Below are 22,538 nucleotides of genomic sequence, written 5' to 3'. Positions count from 1 at the left end.
TTTCTATAATGGAGGCATTGATTGCTATGGGAAAATATAAGAAGCTTGCTGGGAACTCAGTTGTTTTTGCTGCAGGTAATTTAGGAAGTAAGATGATTTCATTTATCTTGGTTCCTCTATACACATACTATTTAACTACTACAGAGTATGGAATTGTAGATTTGGTTACAACGACGACTAGCTTGTTACTGCCAATTGTTTCTGGTGGAATTGCTGTAGCAGTTTTACGATTTACTTTAGATAAGAATGCAAATAAAAGTATTGTAGTGTCAAACTCAGCTGTGATTTCATTAATAGGAATCGTCTTATCCTTTGCTTTATATGTTGCATTGTCTTTTTTTAATGTTTTGGAAAATGCGTTAATCTATTTTGTTTTATTATTATCTCTACAAATTTTAACACAGATTTTAGCTCAGTTTGCTAGAGGAAATGGACAAGTAAAAGTATTTGCATTCAACGGAATGTTAAAGACAGCAGTTATTGGCGTTACTAACATTCTCTTTTTAGTTAATTTTCATATGGGCTTGCAAGGGTATTTACTTGCTTTAGTAGTGGCAGAAATTGTTTCTTTAATATATCTGTTAATAACAACACCTTATTTTAGTTATTTAAAATTATCAGCTGTAGATTTTACGTATATGAAAGATATGTTGATTTTTTCATTGCCTACTATTCCAAATGATGTTCTTTGGTGGTTTGTTAACAGCTCAAGCAGATATTTTATTTTGTTTTTTTTAGGTGCAGGTGCAAATGGTCTTTACGCTGTAGCTAACAAAATTCCCTCTCTAATTTCTATGATTCAATCTGTTTTTTCTCAGGCATGGCAAATTTCATTAGTGGAAGAAAAAGATTCTAAAAATAAACACGAATTTCACGGACAAATATTTAAGGTATATTCATTTCTGCTATTTACAGTGGCTTCAGGAATTCTTGTCTTTTTAAAATTTTTTACAGCCAATTTAGTTGCTAAAGCTTATTATGATAGTTGGCAAGTAACGCCTTTACTATTATTATCTGCTATTTATTCAGGATTCATTGGATTTTATGGTCAATTTTACGTTGCCGAGAAAAAAACAAAAGGTCTAATGAATACATCTATAATATCAGGTATCTTAAGTATTATTTGTAATTATATTTTTATTTCAGCATTTGGCTTAATGGGTATCGGGATAGCATCAGCCATCAGTCTCTTCGCTGGCTGGATGGTAAGAATTTATGATACTCGTTCATTTGTTCATATAAAAATCGATTGGTCAAGGTTAATAGGCAATCATGTGATTTTACTTATTCAATTTATTTTGTTGTTTTTAGTCGATGCTGTATTATTAATGGTTATTGAATTTATAATGTTTATTGCATTAATGTTTTTTAACAAAGATATTGTTTCAAATTTTATCGAACAATTCATAAAAATAATTAAGCGAAAAAAATAATTTGAGAAAATGGAGAATTTTTCTGATTTAATAGAAAAATTTTTCATTTTTTTTTAAATAAAGTAATGAATTTGAATAAATAAAATATACTAGTTCTTGACCGTTCGATAAAAGTGTTAGAAAATCACTATAGTAACAATAGGTATAAAAAAGAAATCAAAATTACGGAGTAGAAAGATACAAAGATATTTACTTAAATAAAAAATCTGTCAATGAACACATTATTAATGGTAGGAGCTCTGTTTTCAAATACTCGTATTGCTGATTTCCGTAAGTCCATAAAAAAGAGATAGAACATTCAACAGTTATAAAAATAAATTTTTCATAAACTACTGAGAATTCAAGTGAGCTACATCAGCAGATAATTACGTAGAACCGTACTAAGAAGTTACAACGACTGAAATGAAAGAAACAAATTTAAGTGATAACAAATTGTTAACAGCCATTGAAAAAACTACCGAAACTTTGTTTATATCTGAAGAGCTTTCAAGTTTAGGAAACTCTTCAAATGAATAGAAAGATGTACTTATGGGGCTAATTAATGTAACAGGACTAATAAACCACCCAAAATTTTGTCGATATGTATCCACGGAACATATATTTAACTGCAAACTATGAAGAAATATAGTGTGAAGAAGGAGTGGGCTGTTAAGATTAACCAAAGGAATAATTATTGTGAGAGAAACTGCTTCAACACAAATAAAAAATGCACAAGAAGTTAGAATAGAGATTTCTGGATATTATTTTAGTGTATTTGCTAATCAGAGCCAAGCCACTCGAGAAGTAAACTGCTTTGTAGATGCAGTAATTTAAAGATACGATTATGGCAAACGATGCAGAATATACTACTATGAATGATGGACAGTTAGCGAATAACTCAATCACTTTTGTGAATCAGTTGAAAGCTAGGGAATACTTTAATGTTATACACTATTTCCAACCACTTTGACTTACTCAAACAATACTTTCTCCTTCACATCTAGGGTGAGGCCCATAAGGATAGCTATCTTTATGAGCCAGGTGCAAAGCAAAAATGATATTAGCTATTTATATAGCATGGAATGAATGGAGCGCTTTTTAATGTTAAAGCTGATTATATGGGGAGTGTTGCAAATGGGAATAGCGCTCTTAACTACGACATAATCCTTGAGTCGCATAACTATAACTGATCAGTGAAAATCAAACGTAGGGTAAATATACGAGTAGTTGTTTAGAGCGTGCCAAAAATAATGGTTAACAGTAAAATATTAGGTTGGATGGACAAATGAGGGTTAAACGAAGCTTTGTATACAGCAAATTTGAAAAAAGAAAACAAGATAGCTGTTATTAAAATTTCAAATAAGTAAAAAACAGCATGTCATATATTTAAAACCATCAAAGACAATAGAAAATGTGGTAAAATTAGGTTGAAGATCTAAATATGCCAACCAACAAGCAAAAGTTATTAAATCAGCAGAACTGTCGAATTGTTTGATGGTGTATCAATTTTAATTAAATAATAAAACTATTGGGTATATTTAACTAAGATAGTAAGGAGTTATTAATAAAGTGGAATCATTTCTAATCACAGGCGGTGCCGGCTTTATCGGCTCAACCTTAGCAAATTATTATAGTAAAGACAATCAAGTTGTGGTCATTGATGATTTATCAATGGGCCAAACTGAAAATTTAAACGCATCTGAAAACATCACGTTCATTGAAGGTAGCGTGACTGATCAACAATTAATGGAAAAAGTATTACAAGAGTATCAGTTCGATTACATTTTTCACTTAGCCGCGATTGCTAGTGTAGCAGACTCAGTAGCACGTCCAGTGGAAACACACCAAGTGAATTTTGAGAGTGTGTTACAATTACTGGAATTAATTCGGAAATACCAGAAAGATTTAAAACGTTTGGTGTTTGCTTCTTCTGCAGCGGTTTACGGCGATGAGCCAACTTTACCAAAACAGGAAGAATCAGTAATTCGTCCGTTAACGCCTTATGCTGTGGATAAATTTGCTTCTGAAAAATATGTTTTAAACTATTGTCATTTATATGATGTTCCAACAAGCGCTGTTCGCTTCTTTAACGTTTATGGACCAAACCAAAATCCTAATTCGCCTTATTCTGGCGTTATTTCGATTGTGATGGACTCTTACAAACGCTTATTAGCCAATCAAGAAGTGACATTCAATATCTTTGGTGATGGAAAACAATCCCGTGATTTTGTCTTTGTTGAGGACGTGGTTCAAGCATTGAATCTTGTCGCTCATTCTGACCAATCACTTGGGGAAGTGTATAATGTCGGAACAGGGAAAGCAACCGATTTAAATGAGTTAATTTCTTCTTTAAATGATATTATGAAAGTCGCTTTGCCAGTTGAATATAAAGAAGCGCGAGCTGGGGACATCAAAGATTCCTTAGCGGATATATCTAAATTACGTGCCATTGGTTATGAACCGAAATATAGTATTCAGTCCGGTTTGGATAAATATGTTAATTATGAATTAAAAGAATAAATAAAACTTCTTGAGAGCTGATAGTTCTCAAGAAGTTTTCAAGTAATTTGTACGAAGTAGTCATAGATAAAAAAAGTTTAATATGGTATGCTAAAATTTGTATGCAAGTATTAAATTTGGGGGATTTAACCTGTGAAAAAGAAAATTTTAATTTCAATACCCGCGTATAATGAAGCAAATAATATACGTCCTCTATATAAAAAATTAAATGAAACTTTAGAAAAAAAAAGAAACGAAGTTGATTTTGAAATATTATTTATTAATGATGGAAGCAAAGATAACACTGTGAGTGAAGTTTTATCATTAATTGAACAAACGGATAATGTTTCTTTAATTGATTTGTCCAGAAATTATGGAAAAGAGATAGCAATGAGTGCGGGCTTTGATTATTCTACACATGATGCTGTTATTACAATGGACGCTGATTTACAACATCCGCCAGCTACAATTATTGATATGATTGATCTTTGGCAGCAAGGTTATGAAGATGTCTATGCTAAAAGAAATCAACGCAAAGGGGAGTCATGGTTCAAAAAAACATCCTCTAAATGGTTTTATAAAGTATTAGGAAAACTAGCCAATACGCCTGTTTTACCAGATGCAGGAGATTACCGGTTACTTGATCGCAAGGTAGTAGAGGCGCTGAAGCAAATGAGAGAATCTCAACGTTATACGAAGGGGTTATATAATTGGGTAGGCTTCAAAAAGGTTGCAATTGAATTTGATGCGGATGAGAGATTACATGGTGAAACAAAATGGAGTTTTGGCGCATTATTGAAATTGGCAATTGAAGGAATTACTTCTTATACAACGGCTCCTTTAAAAATTTCAATGTATTTTGGCTTTTTAGTTTCTTTTGTTGCGTTTATTTACATGATATATGTATTAATTAAAACATTGATATTTGGTGCGGATACTTCAGGCTTCCCTTCATTAATGATTATGATATTATTTTTAGGTGGCTGCCAATTGATTTCTGTAGGGATTTTAGGGGAGTATGTTGGCCGTGTATTTTTAGAGACTAAGAAACGTCCCTTGTATTTTGTAGAAAATATATACAGTTTGCCAAAGAAAAATGAGACTAAAGAATCAGAGTTAAAAGAGATTGATTAATGAATATATTCATTTTACTTATAAAAAACGAGGTAGTAGTCGAATGACTGTATCTCGTTTTTCCTATATTTGAACCCACTTCACTCCAATGGTACAATAAACAAGATTGGAGTGAGAGAATGACAGATATTATTGCACATCGAGGAAGTAAGGGCACCCATCCTGAAAATACGTGTATTGCTTTCAGAGAGGCTGTTCGTGTTGGTGCTGAAGGAATTGAATTAGACGTTCACCTATCTAAAGATGGTTATTTAATCGTTATGCATGATGAAACAGTGGATCGTACGACAGATGGTCATGGTGAAATCCAACAGTTAACATTAAACGAATTAAAACAACTAGATGCTGGAAGCTGGTTTCAGAAAAATCCTTCTGTTCAATGTGTTCCAACATTGGAAGATGTTTTAAATTGTCTTGTAGAAGAACAATTCAATGGTTTTTTGAATATTGAACTTAAAACCGATATTATCCATTATGAAGGAATTGAGAAAAAAGTCGTCCAACAAATGAAGCAAAAAAACTGGCCGTTTCGTTATTTATATTCCAGTTTTTATTTTCCAAGTTTAGTTAAATTAAAAAAAGCTGATCCTAAGACAGAAATTGCCTTTATTTATGAATCTGCAGAGGATTTAAGTCAAGCGGGACCGGCATTCGCGCTTGTCGATAGTTTACATCCAAAAATGTCTTGGGTGTTGGCTCATGAAAAAGAACTTATCACAATTGGCAAACCGCTGCGGCCGTGGACTGTTAATCGGATGGAAGAAATGGAAAATTGTTTTCAGCTAAAATTGGCGGGTGTTCATACTGATTTTCCTGAGGAAGCAAAATTTGCTCGTCAAAATTGGCAAGAAGAAGGAGAAACATAATTGGAGAAAGTATTAGTTATTGTAGGACCCACCGCGGTGGGGAAAACAGCATTAAGTATTGCTTTAGCAAAAAAATTTAATGGTGAAATTATTAGCGGTGACTCCATGCAAGTTTATCGCTCGTTAGACATTGGCACCGCTAAAGTCACAGAAACAGAAAAAGAAGGAATTCCTCACTATTTAATTGATTGCCGTGAAGTCAGCGAAACATATTCTGCCGCTGATTTTCAGAAAGAGGGTCGTCAAAAAATCAAAGAAATTACTGAAAAAGGGAAACTGCCAATTATCGTTGGAGGAACAGGGTTGTATATTCAATCACTTCTTTATGATTTTCAACTAGGAAGTCGTGAGATAGATGACTCGCCTGAAATTAGAGAAACGTACAATTTATTTGCGGAAGAAAAAGGGAATCAAGCCTTATGGCAGTTATTACAACAAAAAGATCCTCTAGCGGCTAACAGCATTCATTTTAATAATCGCAAAAAAGTGATTCGTGCGTTAGAGGTCTTTGACAAAACCGGTTATAGTATTTTGACCCCAAAGGAAAAACCAGCTCGTCTCTATGATTATTATTTGTTAGGTTTGGAAACAGATCGCGCTTTATTATATGAACGTATTAATCAGCGGGTGGATCAAATGATGACAGAAGGGCTGTTGGAAGAAGCAAAACAGATGTTTCAGCAACCACATGCACAAGCAGCTCAAGGTATTGGCTATAAAGAATTTTTCCCGTATTTTTCCGGTGAACAATCATTAGAGATGGCGGTTGAAACAGTCAAACAGCAATCGCGGCGATATGCCAAACGTCAATTGACTTGGTTTAGAAATCGAATGGCTGCGCATTGGTGGGATTTGGTTCAGCAGCCAACAGATTTGCCCAAGTTGGAAAAAGAAGTAGCGGAATGGCTACAACAGAAGGAGAGTGAGTAGGCGATGACCACTCATGAAAAAGTTATTTTAGTAGGAGTTGAGACGGAAAAAAATTATCAGACATTTTCTGCATCAATGGAAGAACTGGCGAATTTAACGGAAACCGCTAATGGAGAAGTGGTGTTTGTTTTAACACAAAAACGACCACAAGTCGATCGACAAACCGTAATTGGTAAGGGGAAATTGGAAGAATTAATTCAATTAACAGATGCCTATGAAGCGGATCTTGTGATTTTTAATCATGAGCTCACACCGCGTCAAAATCAACTGTTATCTGAAGCGTTAGCTGTGCGAGTAATTGATCGTGTACAATTAATTTTGGATATCTTTGCTTTGCGTGCGCGCTCCAAAGAAGGAAAGTTACAAGTTGAATTAGCACAATTGGATTATTTATTGCCTCGCTTGGCTGGTCAAGGAAAACAGTTGTCCCGACTTGGAGGAGGTATTGGGACACGCGGGCCTGGTGAAACGAAATTAGAGTCGGACCGCCGACACATTCGGAATAAAATCTTAGGCATCCGTCGTGAGTTAAAAGAAGTCACTGCTCATCGTGAACGAAGCCGCCAGAAAAGACAAAATTCAGAACTATTTCAAATTGGCTTGATTGGTTATACCAATGCTGGCAAATCAACCATTCTCAACATGTTGACAACAGCAGGAACTTATTCAGAGGATCAATTGTTTGCAACGTTAGATCCTTTAACCAAAAAATGGCAATTGCCTCAAGGCATGGAAGTTACTCTGACAGATACGGTTGGCTTCATTCAAGATTTACCAACACAACTGATCGAAGCCTTTCAGTCGACATTGGAAGAAAGTCGGACGATGGATTTACTGCTCCATGTGGTGGATGCAAGTGCGCCAGATCGTTTACAACATGAACGCACAGTTCAAACATTGATGAAAGAATTAGCGTTGGAAAATATTCCGTGCTTGACGGTTTATAATAAAAGAGATCAAGTGGACAGTAAAGAATTTGTCCCAACCTTATTTCCCAATGTATTGATCTCGACTAAAATTCCTGAAGATAAAGAACGACTGGTTCAAGCTATCCGTGCCCAAATGATGGAATTACTCGAGCCTTATCAATTAGAAATTAGCCCAACTGACGGACAACTATTAAGTGAACTTCGCCGGATGACACTAATGGTTTCAGAAGAATATGCTGAAAATGAAAATCGGTATATCGTGAAAGGCTTTGCGAAAAAAGAGTCTAAATGGTTGGTTGAATCCGAAAAAGAATAAAAAATGGTAAGTTGATTAGAAATGATTTGTAAAAACAAATCATTTCTATTTTTTTGATTAGTAGGAGAAAATCAGCCGTGAAAAGATGGAAAAGTCCATATTTATCAGGTTTTTTGTTTTATGTTAGAAAATCTAACATAAGTTCTTGACAATTTGTCATTCTATTGTTATTCTAAGAAATAACTAAGAGAGGAGGATGGAGATGAGAGAAAAAGAGTTACGCCGTTCCATGTCAGTTTTTCCAATTGGTACAGTTATGAAACTAACGGATTTGACCGCTCGACAAATTCGCTACTATGAAGAACAGGGATTGATTCATCCAGAACGTAGTGAGGGCAACCGACGCATGTATTCTTTAAATGATATTGATGTTTTGTTAGAAATTAAAGATTATTTATCTGATGGATTGAACATGGCAGGGATTAAGCGTGTGTATGAAATGAAATTAGAGGAACAAAAAAACACCGCCGAGGCAACTCGTCCGTTAACCGATGCAGATGTTCGTCAGATTTTATACGACGAAATCCTTTCGCAAGGAGGACTTACTCAGCAAAATCCGTTCCAATCGAATGTACCAAGGCTTTAACGTTTCAGCAGCCAATAAAAATGAAGGATGGGGATCAGACCGATGACAAGAAAAGCCAAAACGGCAGAAGAGATTAAACATATTGCAGAAGAAGAAAACGTACGTTTTTTACGACTAATGTTTACCGACATTATGGGAACAATTAAAAATGTTGAAGTTCCTGTGAGTCAGCTAGATAAAGTATTAGATAATAAAATGATGTTTGATGGGTCATCCATTGAAGGATTCGTTCGTATCGAAGAAAGTGACATGTATTTATACCCTGATCTATCTACATGGATGATTTTTCCGTGGGAAAGCGACCATGGAAAAGTTGCGCGCTTAATTTGTGATATTTACAATCCTGATGGTACCCCTTTTGCCGGAGATCCCCGCGGTAATTTAAAACGCGCCTTAGCAGATATGAAAGAATTAGGCTTTACTTCTTTTAACTTAGGACCAGAACCAGAATTTTTCCTATTTAAATTAGATGAGAATGGTGAAATTACCACTGACTTGAATGATAAAGGTGGCTATTTTGATTTTGCGCCAACCGATTTAGGTGAAAATTGTCGCCGTGATATTGTTTTAGAGTTAGAAAGTTTAGGCTTTGAAGTGGAAGCTTCACATCATGAAGTAGCACCTGGTCAACATGAAATTGACTTTAAATATGCTGATGTAGTTGATGCTTGTGACAATATTCAAACGTTCAAATTAGTTGTGAAAACTATTGCGCGTAAACATGGCTTGCATGCAACATTTATGCCAAAACCTTTGTTTGGAATTAATGGTTCTGGTATGCACTGCAATATGTCATTATTTAATGAAGAAGGTAATGTTTTTTATGACGAGTCAGGAGAGATGGGCTTAAGCCAAACTGCGTATCATTTCTTAGGTGGTTTATTAAAACATGCCCGTGCCTATACTGCGGTATGTAACCCAACAGTGAACTCTTATAAACGCTTGGTACCAGGTTATGAAGCACCTGTTTATGTAGCTTGGAGCGGCAGAAATCGTTCACCACTCATTCGAGTTCCTGAATCTCGTGGTTTATCGACTCGTTTAGAATTACGTTCTGTCGATCCTTCAGCGAATCCGTATTTAACAATGGCTGTCTTATTACAAGCAGGTTTGGATGGTATTCGTAATGAACTTACGCCACCGCCAGCAGTTGATCGTAACATTTATGTGATGAATGAGGAAGAACGTCAACATGCACAAATTGAAGATTTGCCATCAACCTTACACAATGCCATCAAAGAATTACGTAAAGATCAAGTAATGATTGATGCATTAGGTCGTCATATTTTTGCCAATTTTGTAGAAGCGAAACGAATGGAATGGGCAGCCTTCCGTCAAACCGTTTCTGAATGGGAAAGAGAACAATATTTGGAGTTGTACTAAAAAAAGAGCCCTAGGGCTCTTTTTTTATTTTGTTTCCATCGGTACGAATGTAATCGTTATTTCTTGCGGAATGTTATAAAATGTTTTGTAACGGCGCATCCAATATTCTGAGGTTGTTCCTTTCTCCCAAAAGTATTCTCCATTTGGTAATAAAGGTAATTTTACGGAAGTTTCTTTATTAGCGATTGCCTCGTCAATAATTTCTTTTCTTTGTTGTTCTACCCTGTAGGTGTATGCAAACATCAAGGTATAAAAGATTAATAAGACAAGAATTCCTTGTTTAAGAATTTTCGTTATAAAGAGTATTTCATGGTTGTTTTCTTCTTCACTTTGTAAATTAAAATAATAAGCGATAAATTGCAGAATAAGTATAATCCAAAAAACATACGTAATATAAAATGACCGGGGACCGATGGGCTCAGCAATGAAAAGAGGCCCAGCTGTACATACGATAGATAAGAACAAGAAAAGTAGTTTTGCTTTTAAATTACCTTTAAATTGAATGAGTATAAATATAAATATTGAAAGGTAGTATAGTAAAGCTAATAGTGCAGTGAAATCTTGACTGCGATTATAGGATATTGTGAAATAAGGATAAATAAAGACAGAGAAAACCGTATAAGTACTTATAAAAAATAGAGCTCCTTTATTTATCAGCTGCGTTGCCTTTGATTGTAAAATATCTTTATCTTGTTTTTTAGAGATTAATAAAGTTAACGTTGCTATACAAAGATTAATGAAACGATTTTGATGAAAAATATTTTCTGCCATCGGTCCTATTGTTTTATAGTAAAAATATGAAAGCGATAAATTAATTTTTTTATAGCCATCAGTATTATTGGCAGCATTTAAGTAAGCTGGATTAATTAGCATAATAATCAAACTAAGGAAACTTGTAACTAGAAAAGCAAGTAAGAACGAATCAATCATCTTTCTGGTTTTCCATGAATAAATACATAAAGCAATTGCAAGGAATGTGATATAAACGCTGATGTTTTCAGAAAAAAATTGAGTCCCGAGACTTAAAACAATACCTGTTAGAACAGGGTGTTTTAAATTAGCTGTTTCATTAGTAAATAAGTAATTCACTATTATGAAAAAAACCACTAAACTAATAACAGGAGGAACGAAGTTCACAAAGGCTGCCGGCCATCCATAAGTTTGTTGAAAAAGTTTTGTGGGAATTAATATAAGTAGAGCTAAGCCAAAAATCAAAAGAAATTTTTTATTTGTAGTTGTTTTTCTATCTAAACTTAGGTTAGTGAATTTTGTTAGTACTGTAAGTAATAATAGAATTGTGCCGCTCATAAACAAGCTTTTAATTAAAACACTACGAGTAATAATTAAAGCGAAGATATTCCCAAAGTAGCGTCCATTGTATCCTTGAAAGCCGTTTTTTAATAAATCAAGCCCTTCTTGACTTCCCCACATCCATTCATCGTGAGCGTAAGGGATAAAATAAAAAATGATGGTTAGTAGTAAAAAAGCAAGGATAATAAATTTATTTTTTTGAAGAGTTTTCAACATATTCTCCCTTTCTGTAGATCGTTATTTTCAGTTGTTATTATAAACTAATTATATATAAAAACATAGAGACAATTTGTAACTGGAAAAGGAAACTCTAAAGAATGTTTGTGAAAAATGTTTCAAATGTTTGGTTTTTACGCTATAATAAACAAGAATATGCGTGCAACTATTCTATTTTTTAGATATAAAGGATGAGAAAAACATGCGGAAAATGAAAACAATGGATGGGAATGCAGCAGCAGCTTATATTTCCTATGCTTTTACAGAATTAGCAGCCATTTATCCAATAACACCAAGTTCAACGATGGCTGAACTTGTTGATCAGTGGTCGGCCGAAGGTGAGAAAAATATCTTTGGTCAACCTGTGAAAGTAGTCGAAATGCAATCGGAAGCTGGTGCTGCCGGCGTGGTCCATGGCTCTTTAAAAACAGGCGCGCTTACCACGACCTATACGGCTTCACAAGGGTTACTTTTAATGATTCCTAATATGTACAAAATAGCTGGAGAACTATTACCATCTGTTTTTCATGTGGCGAGCCGAGCTTTAACCACGAATGCTTTAAATATTTTTGGTGATCAAGGAGACGTAATGGCCGCACGCCAAACAGGCTTTGCTATGTTGTCAGAAAGCAGTGTGCAAGAAGTGATGGATTTGGCACCAGTGGCTCACTTGGCTTCGATTGAAGCGAGTGTTCCATTTATGAACTTTTTTGATGGCTTTAGAACAAGTCATGAAATTCAAAAAGTGGCAGTTCTTGACTATGAAGAATTAGCACCCTTAGTAAACCAAGAGAAATTAGCCGAATTTCGTCGTCGGAGCATGAACCCGAATCACCCTTCCGTTAGTGGAATGAACCAAAATCCAGATATTCACTTTCAACAACGAGAAACAATTAATCCTTATTATGAAAAATTACCTGGTATTGTTCAAAAATATATGACAGAAATTAACCGGTTACGGGGAACCAATTATGATTTGGTGACGTATTATGGCGCAGAAGATGCAGAAGAAGTGATTGTCACAATGGGTTCAGTTGCACAAACAATTGAACAGACTGTTGATTATTTACAACAACAAGGAAGAAAAGTTGGCTTCCTTAATGTCCATCTTTATCGACCATTTCCAGTTGAAACATTTCTCGAAAAAATACCACAATCAGTTAAAGCAATTGCTGTTTTGGATCGGACGAAAGAGCCCGGTGCTGGTGGCGAACCGTTATTATTGGATGTCCAAAGTGCGATGTATGAAGCGGACATTCGCCCAACAATTATTGGTGGACGCTATGGTTTAGGTTCTAAAGATGTACTGCCAAATCAAATTGTTGCGGTTTTTGATGAATTAATGAAAGAACGTTCTGCCATGAAGAAGCGTTTTACAATTGGGATTGATGATGATTTAACTTATACTTCATTAGAAGTTGGCAAACCACTTGATTTGACGAATCCGAAAACCTATCAAGCTAAATTTTGGGGCTTTGGTTCTGATGGCACAGTAGGGGCGAACAAGTCAGCAATTAAGATTATCGGTGATCATACAGACAAGTATGCGCAAGGCTTTTTCTATTATGATTCAAAAAAATCAGGCGGGTTGACCGTTTCTCATTTACGTTTTGGCGAGACGCCTATTCGTTCAACGTACCTCATTGAACATTCTGATTTTGTGGCTTGTCATACAGCCGCTTATTTGCATACCTATGATTTAGTAAAAGGGTTAAAAAAGGGCGGGACTTTCCTCTTAAATACCATTTGGAATGATGAACAACTAGCACGATTTTTACCAAATCAATTAAAACGGTATCTAGCTGAAAATGAGATTCAGTTTTATACAATCAATGCAGTAAAATTAGCTAGTGAAGTCGGACTAGGCGGGCGAATTAATACCGCAATGGAAACAGCTTTCTTCAAATTAGCGGAAATTATGCCTTTTGAGCAAGTGTTGCCAATTTTAAAAGAAGAAGCACTGAAAAGTTATGGTCATAAGTCCATGAAAGTTGTCGAAAAAAATATTCAAGCAATCGATAAGACCGTTGAATTGTTGCATCAGGTACCTGTTCCAGCAGAGTGGAGAACGCTTGAAGTTCAACCGCGAAAACGTTCAGAAAATGTTAGTGATTTTGTTCATGAAATTGTTGAACCGATTAATCGTCAAGAAGGCAATGCGTTATCTGTTGCGACACTAGCGAAAAATGGGATGACAGATGGGCGGATGCCTTTGGGAACTGCGGCAGTTGAAAAACGTGGGGTGGCATTAGAAGTACCTGAATGGATTAGCGATCGGTGTACCATGTGTAATGAGTGTGCCTTTGTATGTCCCCATGCGGCGATACGACCATTCTTAGCCGATGAAGAAGAAATGACTGAAGCTCCAGAAGGATTCATTGTGCGTGATATACGTGGTGCCGACGGCTTGAAATATCGTATCCAAGTCTCAGTCAAAGATTGTACTGGCTGTGGACTTTGTGTTGAAGCTTGTCCAGCTAAAGGCAAAGCTTTAGTAATGAAACCTTATGAAGAAGAAAAAGAGCAGGCTATGAACTGGGCGTTTGCTATGACGTTACGTCAAAAGGAAAACCCAGCAAAACCGAATACTGTTTTAGGTTCGCAATTTAATAAACCTTTATTAGAGTTTTCTGGTGCTTGTTCTGGTTGCGGCGAAACGCCTTATGTTAAATTATTGACGCAAATGTTTGGTGACCGAATGCTGATTGCTAATGCAACAGGTTGCTCATCGATTTGGGGTGCTGCAGCGGGTGTGACACCTTACACTACTAATGAACAAGGACAAGGTCCAGCTTGGTCAAATTCTCTTTTAGAGGATAATGCCGAGTTTGGTTACGGCATGTTGTTAGCAACGCAAGCGCGTCGCGAACGTTTAGCTAGTAAAATGACCAAAGCTTTTTCTGTAGCCAGTGATTCTTTACGTTTATTGATGGAAGATTGGATAGCACATCTGTCCGAAAGTGAAGGTACGCAACAACGTGCAGCTAAATTACGTGCAGCTTTGCTTGAAGAAAAAACGAATCAACCTTTATTGGAAGCAATTTATGACGATCAAGATCTTTTTGTTAAACCAAGTCAGTGGATGATTGGTGGGGACGGCTGGGCTTACGATATTGGCTACGGCGGGATTGACCACGTGTTAGCTAGTGGCGCGGATGTAAATATGTTAGTTCTAGATAATGAAGTCTATTCCAATACAGGTGGCCAAACTTCCAAAGCAACTCCGGCATCAGCGATTGCGAAATTTGCTGCCAGTGGGAAATATGCCTCTAAAAAAGATTTAGGGATGATGGCAATGACTTATGAAAATGTCTATGTCGCTCAAATTGCCTCAGGTGCAAACCAAATGCAGACGATTAAAGCTTTTGAAGAAGCAGAAAAATTCCCTGGACCATCGATTATTATTGCTTATACACCATGTATTACACATGGTTTAGCAGGTGGGATGAGTCAAACGTTGAAAGAAGCGAAAGACGCAGTTCATTCAGGTTACTGGTCTTTATATCGCTATAATCCATTATTGCGAGAAAAAGGCAAAGAACCAATGACATTGGATTTCAAAAAACCAGATTTTTCATTAATGAAAGAGTTTATGCGCCAACAAGTTCGCTTTGCATCCTTAGAATCTAGTCAACCAGATACAGCGGAATTGTTATTTAATAAAACAATTAATGATGCTAAGAGACGGTTCTATAATTATGCTCGTTTAGCTGGTCAAGAAGAAAAAATTCGAGCAAAACTTGAAAAACAAAGTGAACCAGAAATAACTGCGCCAGAGAACGAGAAGCCACGAGTGAAAAAAGAATGCGTAGTTGATCCGGAAGCGGAAGCAAGAAGGGCTGCCCGCCGCGCAGAACGAGCAGCCAAGAGAAAACAACGTGAGCAAGATTAAATAGAAGTCAAAAAAACGTGTCTGAGCTTTTTGCTTAGACACGTTTTTTAGTTAGAAATGCGATTTTTTGATGAAAAATTTCAGGTTATTTGAAAAAGTTCCTAAATTTTTTTGATGTTTCCGCTTGCGTTCTGTGATGAAAGAAAATAATGTGGTATACTTGTTAGGAAATCTTGAGAGAGAAGTGAGGGGTATGATGTCGTTTCAATTGAATCAATTATTAGATTTGAATTATTGGCAGCAAGTCATCTCAACGGATTTCTTATCTAAGGATTTTGTTATCAATATCATAGATATCCTAGTCGTATGGTACCTCGTTTACAAATTAATCATGCTTGTTCGTGGAACAAAAGCAGTTCAACTATTAAAAGGTGTCGCTGTTTTTATCATTATCCGCATTCTAAGTGAGATAATTGGTCTACATACATTATCTTGGTTAATGAATCAAGTCATCATGTATGGTGTAATCGCCGCGGTTGTTATTTTTCAACCAGAAGTGCGAAGAGGGCTGGAACATCTAGGGAGAAGTTCGTTTTTCCGCCCGAATAAAGGTGCGCAACAAGAAGATGAGCGTATTATTCAGGCCTTTGACAAAGCCATTCAGTACATGTCAAAACGGAAAATTGGTGCTTTGATAACCATTGAACGCAATACTGGTTTAGATGAATACATTGAGACAGGTATTGATTTGGATGCCGATATTACTGGTGAATTACTGATTAATATTTTCATTCCAAATACACCACTACATGATGGTGCAGTGATTATCAAAAATGAAAAAATTGCTGTTGCTAGTGCGTATTTACCGCTATCAGAAAGCAATTTAATTCCAAAAGAATTTGGAACGCGCCATAGAGCCGCAGTCGGTATCAGTGAAGTCAGTGACGCCATTACGATTGTTGTTTCTGAAGAAACTGGTGACGTTAGTTTGACGTTGAACAATGAATTAATTCCTGGACTAACGCAAGAAGAGTATTTAACAATTTTGCGTAAGGAGTTAATTTCGGAATCATCGGAAGATAAAAAAAGTGCTTTGCAGCATTTTATCGATGATGTAACAAAGGGGGTTAAACGCAAATGAGAAAAGCCTCCCAAAAAAGCTGGTTTAATGGTTTGCTTTCATTGCTGTTTGCATTGTTGTTATTTTTTAATGCCAATGCAACAGGCAATAATCCCTCCAATTCAGGTTCAAGCCAAACGTATAGTGAAACACTGAATAATATTCCTGTCCAAGTCCAATACGATAAAGACAAATATTATGTCTCTGGATTTGAAGAGAGTGTAAATGTTCATTTACGTAGTGCGAACCGCATTCAATTAAACATGGAATCAAATGCTGACACACGAAATTTCCAAGTGGTCGCAGACTTAACCAAATTGCCATTAGGGACTTCGGAAGTGCCTTTGACAGTTCGGGGACTAAGTTCAGCTGTTACAGCTGAAATTGAACCGAAAACAGTGACTGTAACGATTGAAAAGAGAGTAACAAAAAAATTCGATGTAGAAGCACAACTTTCTGATAACATTGAAAAAGAAGGCTACAAAGTAAAAAATATTTCTGTAGATCCAAAAACTGTAGAAGTAACAACTGGAGAAGAAACAGCGAAAGCAATTGACAAAGTGATTGCGCCAGTCTCAAGTGCCAAACAAACAATTGATACGATTAAACAAACGGTAAATGTCCAAGCGCTAGATGCCAAAGGTCAAGTCCTAAGTATCGAAAATCCAGCACCACAAGTCAAAGTAACAGTAGGCTTAACCGCGCCAACGAAAGATGTACCACTGAATGTTAGTATGACAGGTACGCCACCTGCTGGGATCGCTCATTACAATTATAGTTTATCAACGTACCAAGTTAGGGTCAGTGGCCCGCAATCAATTTTAGATACGCTAGAATCAATTGAGGTACCGGTAGATATTTCTGATATTCGCAAAGAAACAAAACAATCAGTGACTATTCCCGTTGATGGAGAATACGTAGTTACACCAGATGAGGTTGACGTTTCTTTGAGCCCCGTGTACAATCAACAACAGTCATCAAATACAAATGAAACTTCAGGGGAACCTGCAAGTTCAACAACGGTTGGCTCAGGTAGCCAAGCAGTACAACCAAGTACATCCAGTCAAGTAGAATCAAATACTTCTGAAACAACAAGTGAGGGATCAACAGTAGAAAGTACAACTGCTGGTTCAACTGAAAATACAGAGAATCAAGTGACTAAGGAGAATCAAAATGGGTAAATATTTTGGAACAGATGGTGTAAGAGGAATTGCAAATAAGGAGTTAACACCTGAATTAGCTTTTAAATTAGGGCGTTACGGTGGTTATGTGTTGAGTCAACATGAAGATAGTTCAAGAAAACCTCGTGTTCTCGTGGGCCGCGATACACGTATTTCAGGTGAGATGTTGGAACAAGCATTGATTGCTGGGTTATTATCAGTCGGGATTGAAGTTTTCCAATTAGGGGTGATTTCAACACCTGGTGTAGCATATCTTACTCGTTTACAAAAAGCATCCGCTGGCGTAATGATTTCAGCTTCACATAATCCAGCGGAAGACAATGGGATTAAGTTTTTTGGGGCAGATGGCTTCAAATTAGTAGACGATCAAGAAGCAGAAATTGAAGCATTGTTAGACGCAGAAGAAGACACCTTACCAAGACCTTCTGCAGAAGGCTTAGGCTCATTAGATGAATTTCCAGAAGGCTTACTAAAATATTCGCAATTTTTAGTTCAAAGTATTCCTGGCGATTTAGCAGATATGACTGTTTGTTTAGATGCGGCCAACGGAGCAACTGCAACAGCAGTCAATCGTGTCTTCGCGGATTTAGAGACAGATTTCTATACAATGGGAACAAGTCCTAATGGATTGAATATCAATGATGGTGTGGGTTCCACTCATCCTGAAGCTTTGGCAGAAATGGTTGTTGAAAAAGGCGCAGATGCTGGTTTGGCTTTCGATGGCGACGGTGATAGAATTATTGCAGTCGATGAATTAGGACGAATTATCGATGGTGATAAAATCATGTATATTTGTGCTAAATATTTAGCTGAGAAAAAACGTTTGAAAAAAGATACAATCGTTACAACGGTGATGAGTAATCTAGGTTTCCATAAAGCTGTAGAAGAAATTGGCTTAAAAGATGTGGTAACGCAAGTGGGTGACCGCTATGTTGTAGAAGAAATGCGTAAAAATGATTACAATTTTGGTGGCGAACAATCTGGTCACATGATCTTTTTAGATTACAACACAACAGGTGATGGCATGCTTTCAGGGATTCAATTGTTGAATGTTATGAAGCAAACGGGCAAAAAATTATCTGAATTAGCGGATGAAGTGACGATTTATCCACAAAAATTAGTCAATATTCGTGTCACAGATAAAAATGGTGCAATGGAAGTTCCGGCAATCAAAGCAGTTGTCGAACAAGCAGAAGCAGAAATGAATGGCGAAGGTCGTATTTTAGTTCGTCCTTCTGGAACAGAACCATTGTTACGTGTGATGGCCGAAGCGCCAACACAAGAAAAAGTTGATTATTACGTTGATAAAATTGCCGAAGTAGTACGTGCAGAAATCGGCGTTGAATAAGAACCAATTAGAAACCAGACACTTAATGCTAGCTTGCGTTAAGTGTCTGGTTTCTTTGTTGGAAATCAAAAAAAGAAAATAGCTAATAAGCTCCGTCTATCATTGACATAGAGCGGTTAAAAGGGTACTATTTTAGAAGTAAGATGCACCGCGTATCTTCTTTTTTTATTCGATAAAATCAAGAAGGGAGCGGCTGTAAATCAATGGAGTTATAGAATGGAGGAGCGAAATGAAAGAAAAAATGTCCGTCAAGACAATTGTAGCAATTGGAATTGGCTCTGCAGTTTTTGTTATTTTAGGTCGATTCGTTGTGATTCCAACTGGGATTCCTAATACGAACTTAGAAACGTCGTATCCATTTCTTGCTTTAATGTCAGTTGTTTTTGGACCAGTAGCTGGAGGGCTAATTGGTTTGATTGGTCACACATTAAAAGATTTTACCACGTATGGTAGCGCTTGGTGGAGCTGGATTATTTGTTCAGGAATTATTGGTATTATTTTTGGCTTCGCTGGTCGTAAAATGGATCTTCAACATGGTGAATTTACAACAAATGACATGGTGCGTTTCAATATTTTCCAAGCCTTTGGCAATATCGTCGTTTGGGGCTTAATCGCGCCTAGCTTGGATATTTTGATTTATAGTGAACCCGCAAGTAAAGTGTTTACACAAGGAGTATTCGCGACTGTTTCAAATATTGTCGCTGTGGGGATTATTGGAACATTGTTGATGAAAGCTTATGCATCAACAAGAACAAAGAAAGGCAGTTTATCAAAAGATTAAGAAACTGTCGAAATAATTTAAATGGTTAAGGGTCTGCCCTAGTAATTACTTTGCTAATGCTCAGACCCTTTCTTTTATGGAGAAACTGAGGTGAGGCCGAATGAAAAAACCAATCATTACTTTTAATAATTTTTCCTTTCAATATCATAGCCAATCTGAACCGACATTAAAGGGGATTCAATTAACCATCTATGAAGGAGAAAAGGTTTTAATCGTTGGGCCTAGTGGTAGTGGTAAATCAACATTGGCGCAATGTATCAACGGGTTAATTCCCAATATTTATGAAGGTGAGATTCAAGGAACAGCTACGGTTGCTGGTAAAAATATCCAAGAAACAAGTCTATTTGATTTGTCTTTTGATGTAGGAACTGTTTTGCAAGATACCGATGGGCAGTTTATCGGTTTAACGGTTGCTGAGGATATTGCTTTTGCTTTAGAAAACGATGCAGTTGAACAAGCAGAAATGAAAAAAGCGGTCCACAAATGGTCCGAGATTGTTGAGCTGAATCAGTTATTGCAACACCGTCCACAAGATTTGTCAGGTGGTCAAAAACAACGTGTATCTATGGCGGGCGTTCTAATTAACCAATCAAAAATTTTACTTTTTGATGAACCTTTGGCTAATCTTGACCCACGAGCGGGACAAGAAACAATGACTTTGATTGACACCATTCAACAAGAAACAAAAGCGACCGTTTTAATAATAGAACATCGCTTAGAGGACGTTCTTTGCGAATCAGTTGATCGAATTATTGTCATGAATGAGGGCGCAATTATTTCTGATACAACACCAGATGAATTGTTACGTCAAGATACGTTGACCCAACAAGGGATTCGTGAACCTTTGTACGTTACAGCCATGAAATATGCTGGGATTGATTTAACACAAGTTAGTCATTTAGACAAATTAGCCGAAGTATCAGGCGAAACGGTTTTGCCTAAAATGACACAGTGGTCTGTCCAACCTAGTTCAGTTAGTGCAGTCAAAGGAGCTGAACTATTACGTTTGGAACAAGTGTCCTATCAATATGATCGTCACGGTGAAAAAGTGTTAGATGACTTCTCAGTAACTATTCATCATGGAGAAATGATCAGCATTGTAGGAAAAAATGGTGCCGGGAAGTCTACACTTTCTAAAATAATTTGCGGGTTCATCACGCCTCAATCGGGCAAGATTTTATGGGAAGGACAGGATTTTTCCAATTATTCAATCAAAGAACGTGCAGATAAAATTGGTTATGTGATGCAAAACCCCAATCAAATGATTTCTAAAAAAATGATTTTTGAAGAAGTAGCTTTAGGATTAGTTTTACGAGATGTGCCACAAGCAGAAATTGAGGAACGTGTGAAGAATATTTTACATATTTGTGGGCTGTATCCCTTCCGGAACTGGCCGATTTCTGCGTTGAGTTTTGGGCAGAAAAAACGGGTAACTATTGCATCAATCTTAGTTTTAGAACCTGAATTATTAATTTTAGATGAACCAACAGCTGGACAAGATTTTAAACATTATACAGAAATGATGACATTTTTAGAAGAATTGAACCGCTTAGGTGTGACTATTTTAATGATCACTCACGATATGCACTTAATGTTGGAATATACAACACGTGCGTTAGTAGTTTGTGATGGACGTTTACTAGCAGATGCGACTCCAGTTGCTGTTTTAACAGATGAAAAATTAATTCAAGCAGCTTCTTTAAAAGAAACGAGCTTGTTTACCTTTGCTAAAGCGTTAGGCTTGGAAAATCCCTTGCTATTTACGGAAAAATTTGTTGCTTACGATCGTGAGGTGCGTTTTGGATGAGTGAACGACAAATGTTAGGCTATCATCCTGATTCAACCTGGATTCATCGCTTAAATGGCACAAGCAAATTAGTCTTTTTAATCGTTGTCTCTGTGGCTTGTATGACCACGTATGATACTCGTTATCTGTTAGGAATGTCTGTGGTTTCGCTTGTTTTGTTAAAATTATCAAATATTAAATGGCATCAAATATCTTTTGTTATTAAATTTATTGCTATTTTTTCTTTGTTAAATATCTTAACGGTTTACCTTTTTGCACCTGAATATGGGGTTGATTTATATCAGTCACGTACCGTGATTTGGGAAGGAATCGGACGGTTTACTTTGACACAAGAAGAATTATTTTATGAATTTAATTTAGTTTTAAAATATTTCTGTACGATTCCGTTGGCATTAATCTTTTTATTAACAACAAATCCTAGTGAATTTGCCTCCAGCTTGAATCGAATTGGTGTGAGTTATCGGATTAGTTATGCAGTAGCGCTGGCTATTCGTTATATTCCCGATATCCAAGAAGATTTTTTTAATATTTCTTTAGCACAACAAGCGCGAGGCTATGAGATGTCTAAAAAGGGACGGTTAGGCCAACGAATCAAAGGCGTAGCACAAATCGTTTTACCCTTAATTCTATCTAGTTTAGATCGAATTGAAACTGTGAGTACCGCTATGGAATTAAGGCGTTTTGGTCAAAAGAAAAATCGAACGTGGTATGCGCAACAACCTTTTCATCTGCGTGATTTTTCGGTAATGATACTTGCCTTATGCTTATTAGGAATCAGTTTCTGGTTGTTCCATGTGAATGGTGGCCGGTTTTATAATCCATTCCAATAAATAACAAATTGATAAGGTTCTATAAATAGAACGGATATTTTTTTATTATTAAGAATC

16 protein-coding genes are annotated in these 22,538 nt (G+C 36.4%); 15 read left to right on the top strand and 1 reads right to left on the bottom strand.

The annotated features are described in order from the left end of the window. The first annotated feature begins 8 nt into the window (after window positions 1-8). From IGJ03_RS08250 to glnA, 8 genes are all read left to right on the top strand, one after another. Window positions 9-1,433, top strand: coding sequence for a lipopolysaccharide biosynthesis protein (locus IGJ03_RS08250; protein WP_077932599.1), 1,425 nt, complete (start codon window positions 9-11; stop codon window positions 1,431-1,433). A 1,548-nt stretch (window positions 1,434-2,981) separates the two neighbouring features. Then, window positions 2,982-3,932 (top strand): GDP-mannose 4,6-dehydratase, encoded by a 951-nt coding sequence (locus IGJ03_RS08245; protein WP_375804870.1) that lies wholly within the window; start codon window positions 2,982-2,984, stop codon window positions 3,930-3,932. Between the two features lie 132 nt (window positions 3,933-4,064). Next, a complete protein-coding gene (locus IGJ03_RS08240) occupies window positions 4,065-5,045 on the top strand; it encodes a glycosyltransferase family 2 protein (protein ID WP_002356923.1) in 981 nt (326 codons plus the stop codon). Between the two features lie 119 nt (window positions 5,046-5,164). Further along, window positions 5,165-5,911, top strand: a complete 747-nt coding sequence (locus IGJ03_RS08235) for a glycerophosphodiester phosphodiesterase (protein ID WP_002374486.1) — start codon at window positions 5,165-5,167, stop codon at window positions 5,909-5,911. Continuing rightward, window positions 5,912-6,841 (top strand): tRNA (adenosine(37)-N6)-dimethylallyltransferase MiaA, encoded by a 930-nt coding sequence (gene miaA / locus IGJ03_RS08230; RefSeq protein ID WP_002395447.1) that lies wholly within the window; start codon window positions 5,912-5,914, stop codon window positions 6,839-6,841. 3 nt (window positions 6,842-6,844) lie between these two features. Beyond that, complete coding sequence (hflX, locus tag IGJ03_RS08225; RefSeq protein ID WP_375804871.1) at window positions 6,845-8,086, top strand: GTPase HflX; 1,242 nt, start codon at window positions 6,845-6,847, stop codon at window positions 8,084-8,086. Window positions 8,087-8,288: 202 nt separating this feature from the next. Then, entirely contained in the window at window positions 8,289-8,672 is a 384-nt protein-coding gene (locus IGJ03_RS08220; protein ID WP_002388239.1) for a MerR family transcriptional regulator, read from the top strand. Between the two features lie 42 nt (window positions 8,673-8,714). Further along, window positions 8,715-10,055: a type I glutamate--ammonia ligase gene (gene glnA, locus IGJ03_RS08215; protein ID WP_002356929.1), complete on the top strand. Its 1,341-nt coding sequence runs from the start codon at window positions 8,715-8,717 to the stop codon at window positions 10,053-10,055. Window positions 10,056-10,079: 24 nt separating this feature from the next. On the opposite strand, the gene IGJ03_RS08210 is transcribed toward glnA, so the two are convergent. Next, entirely contained in the window at window positions 10,080-11,582 is a 1,503-nt protein-coding gene (locus IGJ03_RS08210) for a DUF6056 family protein (protein ID WP_002376990.1), read from the bottom strand. A gap of 160 nt (window positions 11,583-11,742) precedes the next feature. Here IGJ03_RS08210 and nifJ point away from each other — a divergent pair, with 160 nt between their 5' ends. The 7 genes from nifJ to IGJ03_RS08175 all read left to right on the top strand — a co-directional run bounded on the left by nifJ (window position 11,743) and on the right by IGJ03_RS08175 (window position 22,481). Beyond that, entirely contained in the window at window positions 11,743-15,474 is a 3,732-nt protein-coding gene (gene nifJ, locus IGJ03_RS08205) for a pyruvate:ferredoxin (flavodoxin) oxidoreductase (protein WP_429861477.1), read from the top strand. Between the two features lie 196 nt (window positions 15,475-15,670). After that, window positions 15,671-16,555 carry a diadenylate cyclase CdaA gene (gene cdaA / locus IGJ03_RS08200; RefSeq protein WP_002389035.1) on the top strand — a complete coding sequence of 295 codons (885 nt, stop codon included), beginning with the start codon at window positions 15,671-15,673 and terminating at the stop codon, window positions 16,553-16,555. After that, complete coding sequence (locus IGJ03_RS08195; RefSeq protein ID WP_002377002.1) at window positions 16,552-17,715, top strand: CdaR family protein; 1,164 nt, start codon at window positions 16,552-16,554, stop codon at window positions 17,713-17,715. The genes cdaA and IGJ03_RS08195 overlap by 4 nt, the downstream gene beginning before the upstream one ends. Next, on the top strand, window positions 17,708-19,063 hold the full coding sequence (gene glmM / locus IGJ03_RS08190; protein ID WP_002356936.1) for a phosphoglucosamine mutase: 1,356 nt from the start codon (window positions 17,708-17,710) through the stop codon (window positions 19,061-19,063). Before IGJ03_RS08195 ends, glmM begins: the two co-directional genes overlap by 8 nt. A 229-nt stretch (window positions 19,064-19,292) precedes the next feature. Continuing rightward, window positions 19,293-19,844, top strand: a complete 552-nt coding sequence (locus tag IGJ03_RS08185) for an ECF-type riboflavin transporter substrate-binding protein (RefSeq protein WP_002356937.1) — start codon at window positions 19,293-19,295, stop codon at window positions 19,842-19,844. 100 nt (window positions 19,845-19,944) lie between these two features. Further along, window positions 19,945-21,651 carry an ABC transporter ATP-binding protein gene (locus IGJ03_RS08180; RefSeq protein ID WP_438711110.1) on the top strand — a complete coding sequence of 569 codons (1,707 nt, stop codon included), beginning with the start codon at window positions 19,945-19,947 and terminating at the stop codon, window positions 21,649-21,651. Further along, window positions 21,648-22,481 carry an energy-coupling factor transporter transmembrane component T family protein gene (locus tag IGJ03_RS08175; RefSeq protein ID WP_002356939.1) on the top strand — a complete coding sequence of 278 codons (834 nt, stop codon included), beginning with the start codon at window positions 21,648-21,650 and terminating at the stop codon, window positions 22,479-22,481. Before IGJ03_RS08180 ends, IGJ03_RS08175 begins: the two co-directional genes overlap by 4 nt. The last annotated feature ends 57 nt before the right edge of the window (window positions 22,482-22,538 follow it).

The sequence above is a fragment of the Enterococcus sp. DIV1315a genome, assembly GCF_051712325.1.
GTDB lineage: Bacteria > Bacillota > Bacilli > Lactobacillales > Enterococcaceae > Enterococcus > Enterococcus faecalis.
Note: the sequence above shows the minus strand (reverse complement) of the source record. Positions and strands in the feature narration are given on the sequence as shown.

Excerpts from the sequence above, each read along its gene's own strand:
- IGJ03_RS08250 (WP_077932599.1), top strand. The coding sequence starts at position 9 with ATGGAGGCATTGATTGCTATGGGAAAATATAAGAAGCTTGCTGGGAAC.
- IGJ03_RS08235 (WP_002374486.1), top strand. The coding sequence starts at position 5,165 with ATGACAGATATTATTGCACATCGAGGAAGTAAGGGCACCCATCCTGAA.
- hflX (WP_375804871.1), top strand. The coding sequence starts at position 6,845 with ATGACCACTCATGAAAAAGTTATTTTAGTAGGAGTTGAGACGGAAAAA.
- IGJ03_RS08220 (WP_002388239.1), top strand. The coding sequence starts at position 8,289 with ATGAGAGAAAAAGAGTTACGCCGTTCCATGTCAGTTTTTCCAATTGGT.
- glnA (WP_002356929.1), top strand. The coding sequence starts at position 8,715 with ATGACAAGAAAAGCCAAAACGGCAGAAGAGATTAAACATATTGCAGAA.
- IGJ03_RS08210 (WP_002376990.1), bottom strand. The coding sequence starts at position 11,582 with ATGTTGAAAACTCTTCAAAAAAATAAATTTATTATCCTTGCTTTTTTA.
- cdaA (WP_002389035.1), top strand. The coding sequence starts at position 15,671 with ATGTCGTTTCAATTGAATCAATTATTAGATTTGAATTATTGGCAGCAA.
- IGJ03_RS08195 (WP_002377002.1), top strand. The coding sequence starts at position 16,552 with ATGAGAAAAGCCTCCCAAAAAAGCTGGTTTAATGGTTTGCTTTCATTG.
- glmM (WP_002356936.1), top strand. The coding sequence starts at position 17,708 with ATGGGTAAATATTTTGGAACAGATGGTGTAAGAGGAATTGCAAATAAG.
- IGJ03_RS08185 (WP_002356937.1), top strand. The coding sequence starts at position 19,293 with ATGAAAGAAAAAATGTCCGTCAAGACAATTGTAGCAATTGGAATTGGC.
- IGJ03_RS08180 (WP_438711110.1), top strand. The coding sequence starts at position 19,945 with ATGAAAAAACCAATCATTACTTTTAATAATTTTTCCTTTCAATATCAT.
- IGJ03_RS08175 (WP_002356939.1), top strand. The coding sequence starts at position 21,648 with ATGAGTGAACGACAAATGTTAGGCTATCATCCTGATTCAACCTGGATT.